This window comes from Thomasclavelia saccharogumia DSM 17460 (assembly GCF_000686665.1).
Classification (GTDB): Bacteria; Bacillota_I; Bacilli_A; order Erysipelotrichales; family Coprobacillaceae; genus Thomasclavelia; species Thomasclavelia saccharogumia.
The window spans coordinates 34,121-50,310 of record NZ_JMLH01000008.1 but is presented as its reverse complement, the minus strand read 5'-3'; the positions used below and the strand labels follow the sequence as shown (position 1 = coordinate 50,310).

General features: G+C 31.3%; 8 protein-coding genes. 1 reads left to right on the top strand and 7 read right to left on the bottom strand.

Annotated features, from left to right (window positions below; all coding sequences use genetic code 11):
* Positions 1-327: 327 nt before the first annotated feature.
* Complete coding sequence (locus BR82_RS0103780; RefSeq protein ID WP_024721047.1) at positions 328-2,076, top strand: M24B family metallopeptidase; 1,749 nt, start codon at positions 328-330, stop codon at positions 2,074-2,076.
* Positions 2,077-2,148: 72 nt separating this feature from the next.
* Here the strand turns inward: BR82_RS0103780 and nrdG are convergent, their stop codons facing one another.
* The 7 genes from nrdG to BR82_RS15095 all read right to left on the bottom strand — a co-directional run bounded on the left by nrdG (position 2,149) and on the right by BR82_RS15095 (position 16,039).
* On the bottom strand, positions 2,149-2,661 hold the full coding sequence (gene nrdG / locus BR82_RS0103775; protein WP_027089087.1) for an anaerobic ribonucleoside-triphosphate reductase activating protein: 513 nt from the start codon (positions 2,659-2,661) through the stop codon (positions 2,149-2,151).
* A complete protein-coding gene (locus BR82_RS0103770; protein WP_027089086.1) occupies positions 2,661-4,964 on the bottom strand; it encodes an anaerobic ribonucleoside triphosphate reductase in 2,304 nt (767 codons plus the stop codon). The genes nrdG and BR82_RS0103770 overlap by 1 nt, the downstream gene beginning before the upstream one ends.
* A gap of 95 nt (positions 4,965-5,059) precedes the next feature.
* Entirely contained in the window at positions 5,060-6,691 is a 1,632-nt protein-coding gene (locus BR82_RS0103765; protein ID WP_027089085.1) for a B12-binding domain-containing radical SAM protein, read from the bottom strand.
* Positions 6,692-6,731: 40 nt separating this feature from the next.
* Positions 6,732-7,979, bottom strand: coding sequence for a M15 family metallopeptidase (locus tag BR82_RS0103760; protein ID WP_027089084.1), 1,248 nt, complete (start codon positions 7,977-7,979; stop codon positions 6,732-6,734).
* 18 nt (positions 7,980-7,997) lie between these two features.
* Entirely contained in the window at positions 7,998-8,552 is a 555-nt protein-coding gene (locus tag BR82_RS0103755; RefSeq protein ID WP_027089083.1) for a Fe-S-containing hydro-lyase, read from the bottom strand.
* The gene (locus tag BR82_RS0103750) at positions 8,549-9,391 is read right to left on the bottom strand and encodes a fumarate hydratase (protein ID WP_027089082.1); all 843 of its coding nucleotides are present in this window, start codon (positions 9,389-9,391) and stop codon (positions 8,549-8,551) included. The genes BR82_RS0103755 and BR82_RS0103750 overlap by 4 nt, the downstream gene beginning before the upstream one ends.
* A gap of 843 nt (positions 9,392-10,234) precedes the next feature.
* Positions 10,235-16,039, bottom strand: a complete 5,805-nt coding sequence (locus BR82_RS15095; protein ID WP_051592734.1) for a GH92 family glycosyl hydrolase — start codon at positions 16,037-16,039, stop codon at positions 10,235-10,237.
* Positions 16,040-16,190 lie beyond the last annotated feature (151 nt).

The following is a 16,190-nucleotide window of genomic DNA, read 5'->3' as shown; positions in this document are numbered from 1 at the left end:
AATCTATCATTTTAAAAATTTTATCATTTCTGCTGTAACCCTAGTCATATCAGGGGTTACAAGAGATTTCTTAATATTATCTTTACATTTTAAATAAGCAAATATACATTTTTAACATGTTTTATTATAACTTTTAACTAAAAAAATTCATTAGACAATTCTTTAGTTTTGTCTAATCAAAAATACCTAGCTCTTTTATCAAGAGATTTATAATTTTGTCCCTGCTTTTACCATCATTACTTTTGTAAATAAATTTAAATAAAAGTCTTCATATCCATTGAGAGCCCCAACTACTTGTGATAAAGTATAACTAGTGAGGTTGTAAAGATGATAAAAGAAAATATAAAAAAATTACAAAATTTAATGAAAGAAAAAGGAATTGATATTTATATCGTTCCCACTAGTGATTTTCACCAAAGCGAATATGTCGGTGAATACTTTAATGGCCGTAAATTCTTATCAGGATTTACTGGTTCTGCAGGTACTTTAGTCATCAGCTCAAACGAAGCTCGTCTATGGACTGATGGTCGTTATTTTATCCAAGCTAAACAGCAATTAGAAGGCAGTGGTATCATTTTAATGAAAATGGCAATGCCAGGTGTCCCTACCATTAAAGAATATCTTGATCAAAACATCGATAAAACGGTAGGATTTGATGGTCGCGTGATGTCTGCTCAAGAAGCTGAACACCTAAATAACAAATTGATTACTGATATCGATTTAGTTGATGAAGTTTGGCATGATCGTCCTAATATTTCACAAGAACCAGCTTACTTATATGATGAAAAATATTGCGGCGAATCAAGAGCTTCAAAACTACAGCGTCTACGTGAAGCAATGGGTGATTGCCAACATCATATTATCACGAGCCTCGATGATATCGTCTGGTTATTTAATATCCGCGGTAATGATGTTGAATGTAATCCTGTTGTCTTAGCTTATGCCCTTATCAATAAAGATGATGCTATATTATATGTTCAAAACAATGTTGTTGATATTAAAATGGCAGCTATTTTAAAAAGAGATGGCATTAATATCAAAGCATATAATGACATTTATGAAGATGTTAAAAAATTAACTGGTAAAGTATTATTAGATAAGCAAATCGTTAATTATCAAATCTGCAGTAATTTAAATTGTGAAATTAAAAATATGATTAATCCAACCCAGCGCTTTAAAGCTATAAAAAACGAGACCGAGATCAAAGCTACTAAAAATGCGCATATTAAAGATGGTGTTGCCATGACAAAATTTATGTACTGGCTAAAAACAAATGTTGGAAAAATCGAATTAGATGAAATTTCAATTAGTGATAAATTAACTGCTTTTAGAAAAGTTCAAAATGATTTTCGTGATTTAAGCTTTGATACTATTTGTGGTTATAAAGCTAATGCTGCTTTAATGCATTATAAAGCTCAGCCTGGTAAATGTGCAAAAGTAACAAATGAAGGAATGTTATTGATTGACTCTGGTGGTCAATATTTAGACGGTACGATCGATACGACAAGAACTTTTGTTTTAGGACCTATCAGTGACCAGGAAAGACGTGATTTTACGATTGCTTTAAAAGCTATGATGCGCTTACAAGCTGCTCATTTTGTAGCTGGTACAACAGGCCCAAATTTAGATATTTTAGCTAGAGGAATTGTTTACGAATATAATTTAGATTATCGCTGTGGAACTGGTCATGGCGTTGGTCATTACCTAAACGTTCATGAAGGACCAAACGGATTTAGACCGCATGATCGTCCTGGCTGGGCACCAATGTGTGCTTTTGAACCAGGGATGATCACTACTGATGAACCAGGTATTTATATTGAAGGAAGTCATGGCGTTCGCCACGAAAATGAATTATTATGTGTTGAAGTCACTAACAATGAATATGGACAATTTTTAAAATTTGAGCCAATTACGATGGTTCCTTTTGATTTAGATGGTTTGGATCTTAAATTATTATCAGATCATGAAATTAAACAAATCAACGACTATCAACAGCTAGTTTTTGATCATGTTGCACCATATCTATCTAATGAAGAAAGAACCTGGTTACAAGCAAACTTATTAATTAAAAACTAATTATTTTGAAGCCAAATAACTGGCTTCTTTTATTATAAAAAAGCAATATTATTAAAAGTAATAATATTGCCCCTATATTTTAACTTCATTATCAATGATTTGATATTCAATCACTTTTCCTTGTTTTAATGACTCCTGTACATTGATCAAACGCTGATTAGCTGAACCTCTATACAATAAAGCTAAACTTTTTTTATCCTGTTCAAATTTACCATCGATCAACATATCACATAACTGTAATAGCTCTTTCTTTTTAGCATCTTTAAGTATTTCTTCATAAGTAAAACCACTATAAACAACGATATTTAATCCCATTGCTTTAACCTCTTTACATATCTCAATTAATGGCTTTACCTGCAACATCGGTTCTCCACCAGATAAAGTTATTCCGTCCAATAGTGGATTAGCAGTTATTTCTGATAAAATATCTTGAATATCTTTTAAATAGCCACCATTTATATCATGACTTTTAGGATTATGACAACCGCTGCAATTATGAAAACAACGCTGAGTAAAAATTGTATATCTAAGTCCTGGCCCATCAACGATTGAATCATCAACAGTTCCAAATAAACGAATCTTCATTATTCAATACCGTGTTTAACGCGCTCTTGTTCTTCAGCTTTTTTTCCATCATTAAATCGTTCCAAAGTTCCAACTAAATAACCGGTAATACGACGAATTCTTTCAAAACCATGATGTTCTTCTTCACTTCTTCCACATAACGGACAAATATCATCAATAATTCCATTATAGCCACAAACAGGATCACGATCTACAGGATGGTTTATTGCTCCATATCCAATTCCATTATCATGCATTGCCCGAACTATTTTTTCAAACGCCGCTAAATTTTTAGTTGGATCACCATCCATTTCTACATAACTTATATGTCCACCATTAGTTAAAGCATGATATGGTCCTTCTAATTTTATTTTCTTAAAAGCACTAATAGGATAATACACCGGAATATGAAAACTATTAGTATAGTAATCTCGATCTGTAATTCCTTCTAATTTTCCAAACAGTTTTCTATCCATTCTCACAAAACGACCTGACAATCCTTCGGCTGGTGTTGCAATCAAACTAAAGTTCAAATTATATTTCTTTGTCGCCGCTTCCATTGCTTTAGACATATGTCCAACTATCTGCAGTCCTAAAACTTGAGCTTGCTCACTTTCACCATGGTGAACACCAATTAAAGATTTTAAAGTTTCAGCAAGCCCGATAAAACCTACCGTCAATGTCCCATGCTTTAAAACTTCACGAACTTCATCATCCGCTTTCAATTTATCACTATCTAGCCAAACACCTTGCCCCATTAAAAAAGGATAGTTTCTAACTTTACGACGGCATTGAATTTCAAAACGTTCTAGAAGCTGTTGAATACACAACTCTAACATCTCATCTAATTTATCAAAAAATTTATTAACATCACCATTAGAATAAATTGCCAGTCTTGGCAAATTAATTGATGTAAAGCTTAAATTACCACGTCCAAAACTAATTTCTTTCTCTTTATCATGAACATTTCCCATAACCCTTGTTCGACATCCCATATAAGCGATTTCTGTTTCTGGCGTACCTTTATAATATTGTAAATTAAAAGGAGCATCAACAAATGAAAAATTAGGAAATAGCCGTTTTGCAGAAGTTTTACACGCTAATTTAAACAAATCATAGTTTGGCTCTCCTTCATTATAATTAATACCTTCTTTAACTCTAAAAATTTGAATTGGGAAGATTGGTGTTTCACCATGCCCTAATCCCGCTTCTGTAGCCAATAAAATATTACGCATTACCATTCTACCTTCACTTGATGTATCCATACCATAATTTATGGAACTAAATGGTACTTGAGCTCCAGCCCTTGAGTGCATCGTATTCAAATTATGAATAAACGCTTCCATTGCCTGATAGGTTTCTTTATCCGTTTCTTTATAAGCACTTGAAATTGTAAAATCAATGATTTCATCAAGTATTGATTCATCAATATTATTTGTAATTAAAATTTCTTTTAGCATTTGCTTAAATTTTAAATCAACATCTAAAGTCGGCTGTAACTGTATTTGTTCTTTAACAGAAGCAACAATTTTATCACCATCCAATTTTGCAAGCAAAGTTATGGCTTTAGCAAGATTATCATAAAAATGTTTTATATAAGACTTTTTAACTCCTGGTGCCATCCCATAATCAAAATTAGGAATAGCTTGTCCGCCATGTTGATCATTTTGATTTGACTGGATTGCAATACATGCAAGAGCTGCATAAACACTAATGCTATTAGGTTCCCTTAAAACTCCATGTCCTGTAGAAAATCCTTTTTCAAATAATTTAACGATATCAATTTGACAACATGTCGTTGTCAAAGTCAAAAAATCCATATCATGAATATGAATGTCACCATTAATATGAGCTCGTGCATGTTTAGGATTTAACACAAACATTTCATTAAACTGTTTTGCTGCCTCAGTACCATATTTTAACATTGTTCCCATTGGTGCATCAGCATTTACATTAGCATTTTCTCTTTTTAAATCGCTATCTTTACTATCGGCAAATGTTATTTCCTCAAACGTTTTCATTAATCGTGATCGCATATCTCTTTCTCGCGTACGATTAGCTCGATATAAAATATACGCCTTAGCTACACGAACATATCCTTGTTCAATCAGCACTTCTTCAACCGTATCTTGAACAAGTTCAACAGTTGGCAGCGCACTTTTCTTTTTCTCTAACTTATTTTCCACCATTTTTGCAATATCAATTGCAGTTTTTAATTCATATTTACCACCACAAGCCTCAAAAGCCTTATAAATAGCTCCGGCTATTTTATCTGTTTCAAAAGGTACTAAACGGCCGTCTCTTTTTCTTATATTTTCTATCATATTTTTTCCTCCACGCATATTCAGTATAACTTACCCAAAACAAAAAATCATTTAAAATACACTATTACTAGCAATATTTAACCCTAAGATAAAAATTATATCTTAGGGTATTTTTTGATTACTGGCTGATAGTTTTTATATGTTGCTACTATATAACAATCTCTAAGTTCCTCAATAATACTATATCTAAATAAATCTTCTTGATTTAAATTATATTTTTCAATTAATTTATGCATTATTATCCGACTTTTTTCTTTATTAAGAGTTGTTTTCCACCATCTTTTAGGTTTGATTTTTGTTAAAAGCAAATAATCTTCAATTAATTCATCTAAATACTCTCCCTTTAAATACTCATTTAAGTATTTAAATAATTCATCATTTTGATAACCGATTCTTTTAAAATGATGAAGCTGATAATAATTTCCCAGATCTAAAAAGAAATAAAACGGTGAAGCTGCTTTTCTCATCACTTTATTCATTGTGATCTTCATCTTACCGCTATTCCAATATTTTTCTAACATATCTTCTGCTAAATGGATTTTAACAATATCCTCTTTTGATAGATCGTTACTGTAAAGCAATTCATAAGGGGGATTTTCATCATATACATAACCATATTTTTTGGCTTCTTTTCGTAAACTAGTACCACGAAGAAGTTTCAAAAAACCAAGCTGTAATTCTTTAGGATAAAAGCTAAATACATCATCAAATGATTTAGCAAATCTTTCTAAATTTTCTAATGGTAAACCGGCAATTAAATCTAGATGAAAATCTATTTTATCATTCGTTTGCAACTGTTTGATAACTTCACTCAAGCGCTCAAAATTCTGATATCTTTTAACTATTTCATTAGTAGGTTCATAAGTTGACTGAATCCCTATTTCAAACCTAAGTAGACCATCTGGAGCATACTCATTAATATAATCAATAATTCTTTGATCCAAGACATCACCATTGATTTCAAACTGGAATTGTATTCCTGGACGATAATGTTTAAATATATGTTCCAATATCGCAAGAGCGTGCTCAGTTTTAGCATTGAAACTTCGGTCTAACAGCTTAATTATTTTTACATCAGTTGCCATCAATAAATCTAACTGCTCTTTTAAATAATCGAGACTAAAAAAGCGTAATCCTTTTTCTAATGATGATAAACAGTACTGACACTGATACGGACAGCCACGACTAGTTTCAAAATATAAAACTCTTTTTGACATATCAGCCAAATCCCGTGTTAATAAATAGGGGGAATCAAGTGTCTGTAAATATTGCAGATCAACAGGGTGCGTTTGTCGATAATCACGTTTATCTTTTTTACTAACACCTTGAATCACAATTTCCTGCTGGTTCTTTAAACAATCTAATAATTGTTTAAAAGCAACTTCACCTTCACCACTAATAACATAATCTATTTCAAAATTATCTAAAAAATAATCTATTTCATAACTAACTTCAGGTCCACCTAAAACAATAATTAAATGTTTATTTCTTTTTTTCAACTTAACACATAATTCTTTAATTAAATCAACATTCCAAATATAGACACTGATAGCTAATACCTGGATCTCCATAGAAATAATATCATCTACGATTTTTTCAAGATCCTCTTTGATCGTATATTCTTTAAAGTCCACATCATGATAATCTTTAGTGGCTACATATAAAAGCCGTAATGCCAGCGACTTATGAATATATTTTGAGTTTAAAGTTGTAATCAATATTTTCATTTATTTACCTCATTAAAATAATCTAGAGAAATTCTCTAGATTATTGTTTCTTCACTTCTGGCATAACATTATTATACAAACAATATTCTTCAAAAGTCCAGCCTTTTTCTACGATTTCTTTTGCTACATCTTCACCAACATATCGTAAATGCCAAGGTTCATGAGCAATTCCCGTAATCCCATCAGTTCCATCTTCAAAACGAATGATAAATCCATACTTAGAACAGTTTTTGATCACCCATTTATATTCATCAGTATCACCAAAAGTAATTCGTTTACCTTCAACAACACTTTGGGCTGTTAAATCAATTCCTAATCCTGTTTGATGCTCACTTGCTCCAGGCTGAGCAACATATTCATTGGCATATTGGGTATTGTAGCGTTTTACAAAATCAGCCATTGTCTCAACTTGAGTTTGATATGAACGATAAGCACTATTTAAGACTAATTCGAGTCCTTCTTTTTTAGCTGCCTCATACATCTTCGTTAAAGCTGCAGATGTTTCTTTGGTCATTTTTGAATTTTGACAATCAGGCGCAACTGGAATTTCTGGATCAACTAATTCAGGTTCATAATCTTCTGGTAAATAAAATCCTTTCTTTACTAATGTTAATAAATTATCTGGATTAGTAATTGTATATTTATCTGCTGGTTCCCCGTTGCTTGAAATAATAAATGGATAATTAGTAATACAAACTGCATAATTATAATTATTATAGATACTATATGCATTCATATAAGCTTCTAAATTTTGAAGTTTATAACCCTTTACCTTACGATATGGTGCTAGATCACTAGCTGTGTATTTATGATCGATCAAATATTGAAAATCGTCTTGTAGAGCTCCTTCATCGATTAAATTCCAAATCAATTTTTCAGTATAGTCCATACTTTTTAACTTTGGTACCTGACTTTCAAATAAGTTATCAACATATGCTACTACATCAGCATATTCCATCTTCTTATTCATTCCTAAATACTTTTCGTATTCATCATATAATGTAACTTTAGATGACTCGTTGATCCAATTAGTGATATGATCCATCTTATCATGAGATATGATTTCTTCTTCATCTTCTTTTGGTAAAGATAAAATTTCACTTGTTTGAGAAAAAGAATATCCTTTCACCAACAATTTAATTCGATTTAGATTTAAAAAAGTTGTTACCCCTACAATCAAAACTACAGCAATCACTGCAACGATTACAACTCGTCCTACTTTTAAACGACTTCTATGACCGCTGTTATATGAACTATAATATGAATAATCTCTTCTTTTTTTAAACATTATAACATTACTCCTAACTTATTTACTCATATTTAAATAATCATTTCTACCTAAAATATATTGATCATTACCATAACTATCAATAATAACTACTAATGGCATATCTTTTACTTCTAATCTCCGAATTGCTTCAGGACCTAAATCATCAAATGCAATTATTTCACATTTCTTGATACAATTTGACATTAGTGCTCCAGCACCACCAATTGCTCCAAAATAAATACCATTATTTTCAACAATTGCATCTTTAACACTTTGAAGACGATAACCCTTTCCAATCATCGAACGTAAACCAAGTTTGATCAATGTTGGCGCATAAGCATCCATTCTTCCTGATGTTGTAGGTCCTCCACTACCAAAGACTTTTCCTGGTTTACTCGGAGTAGGTCCAACATAAAAAATGACTTGATCCATAAGTGGAAATGGCAATTCTTTTCCTTCTTCAATCAGACTCATCAATCTCTTGTGAGCCGCATCGCGACCAGTATAAACAATACCACTAAGCATCACCTCATCACCAGCATGCAATTGTTTTATTTTTTCAACTGTAAGTGGTGTTGTTAACTTTATCATAAACTAGCCTCCTTATGACGTGCCACATGGCAACAAATACTAACAGCAACCGGCATCCCTGCAATATGTGTTGGATGAGTTTCAATATTCAGTGATAAAGCTGTTGTTTTACCACCATATCCAGCTGGTCCAATTCCTGTCGCATTTATCATTTCTAAAAGTTCTGTTTCTAAATCAGCATAACGTGAATCGGGATGATGACTCCCTATTTCACGCATCATCGCCTGCTTTGAAAGCAACGTTACTTTATCAAATGATCCTCCTATTCCAACACCAATTACCATTGGCGGACAAGCATTTGGTCCCGCATCATTAACGACTTTTAAAACAAAATCTTTAACCCCTTGTACTCCATCACTTGGTTTTAACATCTTTATCTGTGACATATTTTCTGAACCAAAACCTTTTGGAGCAACAACGATTTTAAATTCATCACCTGTTACGATATCAAAATAAATAATCGCTGGTGTATTATCCTTAGTATTGATACGATCAAATAGCGGATCGTCAACAACCGATTTCCGTAAATATCCTTCTTGATATCCTTGGCGAATCCCTTCATTAATAGCTTCTTTTAAATCACCATCAATATGTACCTCTTGGCCCATCGTCACATAAACAAATGCCATCCCTGTATCTTGACAAATCGGCATCATATTTTCACGGGCTAGATCAGCATTATCTATCAAAACATCGAGTGTTTTTTTAGCCAAAGAATAATCTTCTTCATTTTTTTTATTAATAAGTGCATTTAAAACATCGTCAGGTAAATCACACGCTGCTTCAATACACAACTGCTTAACCTTTTCAATAATATCTATACATTTTATTTCTCGCATAATTTTTCCTTTCACAAAAAAAGTAAAATTTTTAATAACATATTTCATTATCAATTCTACATTTTGCATTCTTTAAATATTACAATTTCTTAATCAAAACAACCCCGAGTACTACAGAATTGTTTTCTTATAATATAACCTGAGGGAATACCAAACAATTCTTAAAAAATAGTCGTTCTTTAATATCAAGCGAACTGATGCTACTCTCCATCAGCTGTATTATACACTAAATTTCGACAATTTAAAATAGTACCATTACTATCACTAAAAATTATTATCACATATTTTAAGATATTTTTGATATATTATTACCATTCTTTAATTCTATACTAACAATGTAGTCAAAAGAAATATTCGATTTTCCCTTCAATATAATATTGACTACAAAATCATAAAGATATCCTTCTTTGATATCATGTAATTATTAGTATCCTTTCCCTGATAACTAATAAAGAAAAATGGCAAGTAATTTCCCGGCTTGTCATTTTTCATTTATAAAATAAAAATATTTAAAGCAAATTATTATCTAATACAATAACTTAATCTAAATAAAACAACATATAGGATAACCCCTTCCTAAGTTAATTGAAACATCATATCGTAATATTCTACTAATATGATTTCTTAAATTAAAATTTTACATATTTCTTTATTTAAAAATTAAGATGTATTTTATAACCCCAAAAATCTAACCTGTATCTACATCCATATAATTAAATTTTTCTTTCAAAAAGAATCTTATTTTCTATAAGACAAAAAAGTACCATTTGATATCAAATGGTACTTTTTGTTTGGTCTAATTTATTTATAAATTTTAGACCTACCCCTCCAATAATTTAAAAACTATTTTCTTCTTTTTTTTGAAAGATATGCAACCGCACTCAATGATGCCATCAATCCTAATGCACTAAACATGCTTGTTGTATCACCAGTTTTCACAGCTTCTTTTTTTATACTTGTTTTCATTTCTAATTTTTCGATACTTGCTTCTAATATTTCTACAGCTGCTTTTACTTCTTGTTCATTTGCTTCTGGATCAACTAAAACATTTTTAGCTTCTTCTAATGCTGATTGCATTACTTTCCATGATGCTTCACTATAATTTGCTTTATTCAATAAACTAGCTTTATTAATTAATTCATTTAAAGCATCTTTATTTGGTTTTAGTCTTAAATCCAAGTATGCTTTAATGATTTCATTATATACACTGTCTACTTCTGACTGTGTTGCATCTTCTTTTGTTAAAACATCTTTTGCTTTTTGTAATACTAATTCATATCGAGCCCATGATGTATCTGTATATTTGTTTTTATCCAAATCTTCTACACTATCAACAAAATTTTGTAATCTTGTTTTATCTACTCGTAATTGCAAACTTGTAAATGCATTGCTTAAATTTTTATAAGCCTCTTCAACATCACTTTCTAAAGCATTTTCATTATCAATTACATCTTTAGCTTCTTGTAATGCTTCTGTTAATGCCATCCAAGAATCCACTGTATAATTATTTACATCTAATTTTTCTATTTGATTGATCAAATTTTGTAATTCTGTTTTATCACCTTTATAGAATTCCAGCATATGCATTGCATTGGCTAAACGACTAAACGCTAAATCGACTGTTTCTTGACTAGCTGCTTCATCTGCTAAAACGTTATTTGCTTCTTGTAAAGCAATCTTAAATTCAGCTACCACTACTGGAACAACTTTTTCTAAATCTTCTTCGGTTATATTATTGGCTAATTCTACAGCAATCTTCAAGTCACTTTTATTAACTGGTTGTTCATCTTTTAATTTAAATGTAATAACGATTTCATGAGCCTTTTTAATATTTTCTAAAGTAAAACTATTATTTTCTACTTTACCTTCAAATGATTTACCATCAATTAAGATCTGATCGTAAACATAACCTTCATCAGGAACAAAGTTAATTGTATAATCTTTTCCATATTCAACTGTCAGATCCTCATTTAAAACTTTTCCGTGTTCCATTTCTTTTACATCAAGTGATATTAATTCTTTAAAGCTAAACCAATCGATATTAGCTACATTTTGTCTTGCTAGTCCACCATTTTCACCAGCTTTTACATCACCGCTAAATGTTAAATAAACATCATGAACACCTTGAATATTCTGTGATGAATCAAACATTGTACTACCATATATATAATCTTTCCAAGTTCCTGTTTTTTGTGGTACAAATGTTACGATTGGATCATTATCTCGACTATCTAAACGAACCTCAATCAAAGGATTATCACATTGAGTGAAGTCTTCAACAGAATAATATAATTCAAAAAAGTTAGCGTTTGATTCAAAAATCATATCGTAATAACAAACCCAATCACCAGGATTTAAACTTCCAATATTTGGTCCATCATTAACTATTCCAGAATGACTATTATAATTTTCAGCTTCTTGTTTTTCATAAGCTAAACTAGTTGAAGATATAGCTTGCAATGCTTTTTGTAAAGCTTGATAAACTTGTCTCATTTTTTCTGCTTCAACCCCTTCTTGATTTATTACTTCCTTAGCTTCATCAATTCTTTGATGAATTAATTTGACTACTTCTTCATGACTATTTGATAAATCAACGTTTTCACTGTGTGCTACTAGTCCTTTTAAATCATCCAAAGTTACTTCATTTAAATCTTCTAATTGTGAAAATAACTCAATTTCAGCTAAATTTTCACCACCAGTTAATTCTATTTTATAATGCTTATATTTATCAGCCTGATGAATGATGAATGGTCTTGTATATTGTGACCAGGTAAATTCTAAATCACTTCTCGTTTCTATCAATTGCCACTCATTTGCATCATTAGAACCATATACTTTAAAACTATCAGGAGCTTTACCTTCTTTTGCAGAAGTAAGCGTAATCATATCAACGTATTGTGGTTTAGTAAAACTGTAAATCAGTTCAGAACCATCTTTTGTTAATTTTGCACTAGTATCAGATGTGTTATCAAATAAATTTTTAACATCTTCGATATTTTGAGCACTTGCACTATTTAAATATACATCACCAGTAATTCTATCTGTCACATGCACATCTTTTGAGGTCACATCTTCTTCAGGATCAGCTACCTCATTTCCTTTAGTAATTGATGTTGGAACACTATCTTCAGCGCTTCCCCATTTAGAAGGTGTATTAGACATTTCCATTACAATATCCGCACCATTCATCAAATCTTCGTGACGTAAATAGTTTTTATTATAAGTTTCACCATTTAAAGTCATAGATTGAATATAAACATTTTCTTTACTATTACCATTAGCGCGAATTGTAATATCATTACCATTATCTAAATGAATCGTTGTTTTATCAAACAGTGGCGAACCAATCGCATATTCATCACTACCTACAGTTACTGGATAGAAACCTAGAGCACTAAATACATACCATGCTCCCATTCCACCATTATCTTCATCGCCAATCATTCCTTGACCTACTTCACTTCCAATAAAACAACGTTGTAATGAATCACGAATATATTTTTGAGTTTTCCAAGGTTGTCCAGCATAGTTATACATATAAATAATATGATTTGCTGGTTGATTTGATTGATGATATTGACCCATTTTCACTTCTCGAGCTTCTTTTAACTCTTTATGTCCATAACCAACACCATTAATATCACTGCCCCATCCGTTTATTTCACCTTTTGTTTCAAAAATAGAATCTAATTTTTCAGCAAGTTTATCACGACCTCCATAAAGATTAGCTAATCCCTGACCATCATGTTGAACTGTAACCGCCATGTTATAGGCATTTGTCTCATCATAATTTTCACCCCAATATAACGGATCAAAAATATCGCTTCCATAAAGACTTGGTCCATACCAGTTACCTGAAGCATCTTTACCTTTAAACCACATTTCATCAACATCATCACCTTGTTTATCAAATAAATTAACGTAATTTAAAGAACGATTAGCATAATATGCCGCTTCATCTTCATAACCTAGATCTTCTGCCATTTTAGCAATTCCAAAATCATTGATATAACCTTCCATCGACCATGAAAAACCACAATCTTGTTCTTTTGAAGTATAACCTCTAAATATTGATGTTGTTAGTTGTTTTCTTCCATAATTATCATCTTTTGATACAACTGCACCATTTTTAATCATTGATTTAAATGCATCTTCTTTGTCAAATTCAATTCCTTTTTCCATTGCATCAGCAAAGACAATATCACTACTAGTACCTGACATAAAGTATGTACCTCCAGGTGCTGACCATCTAGGTACCCATTCAACATCTTTATAATGTTGTACTAAACCATTTACTAGCTCACTGCTCATATCTGTTGAAAAAATATTATATGCTGGCCATGCTGCTCTAAAAGTATCCCAAAATCCATTATTGTAATACATTTTACCATCTTTGATTTCTGGTTCAGTATTACTTCCACCATATGGACTTGAATATTGCCATTCTGGATCTTCGTTCGTTCCAACATTTTCACTTAATAAATTTGGATACATAAACATTCTATACATATTAGAATATAATGATACTTTTTGATCAAATGTTCCACCCTCAACTTCAATAACATCTAATTTATCATCCCAAGTTTTTAATGCTCGATCATAAATCGTATCAAATGTATCATCACTTGCTATTTCTAATTCTAAATTATGTTTAGCTTGATCAAAACTTATAAAAGATGTTGCTACTTTCATTTCTACTACATCATCTTCAAAAGAAGCCACGCCCTGCTTTCCATCTACAGCTCTAGAATAAGTCATTGGTTTATCAAAAGTACCATAAATATACATTCCTTTCATTCCAATGCCATTACTTGTATCATTAGTAAATGCTTTAAAACTGTTTGTTTCTTCATCATATTCTAAAATTTCTGTATTTGGTTCGTTACTATTTCCATATAAAGAATCAAAAATTACATTTTTATATTTAGCATCCTGCGGAAACGTAAATCTAACTACTGCCCCATGATCAGTTGGTGAAAGCTCCATCTTAGTGTTAGATGCATTAGAACCTTCATCAAATGTAATTCCATAATAATATGCTCTTGCAATTTCATTATCATGTGAAAAAGGAACTTTTCTTTCATCTACTCCAAATGTCCCCGTTTTTGGATCAATCGAAGTATTGACCATAAATTGCCATGTACCACGATCACCAACCCAATAGCTCGCTTCATGACTAACGGTCATATGTTTAAAATAATTATCATTTTCTTGATAAGTATATATCTTTCTTTGTTCTGCATATCCGCGACCATTCACCTGAGTATTTGCCGGTACCCAAAAATTAAAGCTATGTGGTAAAGTAACAGCTGGAACATTTAATCCCCGAGAGAAATCAGGTGAATCATTAGTTCCTCGTAATATATTTACATAATCAGCTAAATGCTCATACACAGGATCACTTGCTTGATAAATACGTATATCATCTAAATAACTACGAAATGCTCGATAATCACGATCTTCTGGGAACTGATCATTTTTATCATTATCATAACCAATTAAAACACTATCAACTTTCTTACCTAAAGCAACACTGCCAATATTTCCACTTACATGGTTCCATTGTCTAGTTACCAAAGTTCGACTATCACCTTGTTCCATTGGAGCAAGTACATTTTCGTGATCATCTAAAGCCTTTAAATCACTCAAATATGTACCATCTGTGAATTTTATATCTACTGCCATATGCATCTGAGTATAGTTATAATCATAATCAGCTTCATCAATCAAATCTGGAAAAATCATATATTCCAGCTTTGTATCTTTTGTGACAACAATATTTTGATTACTTAAATCATAAAGTTTATTATATGAATATCCACGTTCTTTTCCATAATGAATTCCACTAACTTCTAATGATTTATCACCACTCCAGCCTACACCCTGGGCTCCGACCCAGGCTGAAATTGGACCTCCAACGATCTTTGTCGTCATACCTTCTTGTTCATTTTCTTCCAAAAATTCTTCATCACTACCTAAAACAATTTCTGAAAACTGGGTCATTTCCCCATTTCCACGATTTTTTGTAATATCAAGTCGATAATATTGATATTTATTTGTAACCCCAGCTAAATCGAAAGTCTTTCTTTCATATCTATCATTAAAAATAATGTCATTTTGCTCGTCAATAAGATCATATGTTATCCCATCTATTGAACCATATAATTTCCATGACGCTGGATCTCTACTTTCAAAATCATTTGCACTAGCTATCTGATAACGACTAATAGATATTCCCTGACTTAAAGCAAATTTTACCCAAATCGGATTATCTAAGCTAGGCACATTTGCATTTGTTAAAAACTTTGACACCGTCGTTCCATCAAATAGATTATCAACAATTTCGGTTGAATTATGTGGCTTTGAAGCTTCTATTGATCCCAAATCCAAAAACCTCATAATATCACCTTCAAGTGTTGTTTCATCTTGAATTCGATTTACATTTTTACTTCCCTTGTCTTCATCCACTAATGAATTTATAAACTCATCCTGTGAACCTTCAAAACTTTCCTGCCATAAAGTAATTTCTTCATCACTATTAGTAGTTTGACTCTGAGCATATAATCCTGGAAAACTAGTAATAATTGTTGAATATCCCAATACAGCACTAATAAAAATCTTAAATAATCTCCTTTCCATTCTTTCCATATTCTCTCTCCTTAATTATTATCTAATTTTAGTATAATATCATTCATAATTTCTTACAATTTGTAGCTTTCGTAATTATTTTTTCCAAATTTTATAACCTACTATTTTTATATAAAAAAGACGAATTAAAAAAATATTGAATTTATATCGA

What these genes read in the sequence shown, in the direction of transcription:
- BR82_RS0103780 (WP_024721047.1), top strand. Translation starts at nt 328, where the DNA reads ATGATAAAAGAAAATATAAAAAAATTACAAAATTTAATGAAAGAAAAA.
- nrdG (WP_027089087.1), bottom strand. Translation starts at nt 2,661, where the DNA reads ATGAAGATTCGTTTATTTGGAACTGTTGATGATTCAATCGTTGATGGG.
- BR82_RS0103770 (WP_027089086.1), bottom strand. Translation starts at nt 4,964, where the DNA reads ATGATAGAAAATATAAGAAAAAGAGACGGCCGTTTAGTACCTTTTGAA.
- BR82_RS0103765 (WP_027089085.1), bottom strand. Translation starts at nt 6,691, where the DNA reads ATGAAAATATTGATTACAACTTTAAACTCAAAATATATTCATAAGTCG.
- BR82_RS0103760 (WP_027089084.1), bottom strand. Translation starts at nt 7,979, where the DNA reads ATGTTTAAAAAAAGAAGAGATTATTCATATTATAGTTCATATAACAGC.
- BR82_RS0103755 (WP_027089083.1), bottom strand. Translation starts at nt 8,552, where the DNA reads ATGATAAAGTTAACAACACCACTTACAGTTGAAAAAATAAAACAATTG.
- BR82_RS0103750 (WP_027089082.1), bottom strand. Translation starts at nt 9,391, where the DNA reads ATGCGAGAAATAAAATGTATAGATATTATTGAAAAGGTTAAGCAGTTG.
- BR82_RS15095 (WP_051592734.1), bottom strand. Translation starts at nt 16,039, where the DNA reads ATGGAAAGAATGGAAAGGAGATTATTTAAGATTTTTATTAGTGCTGTA.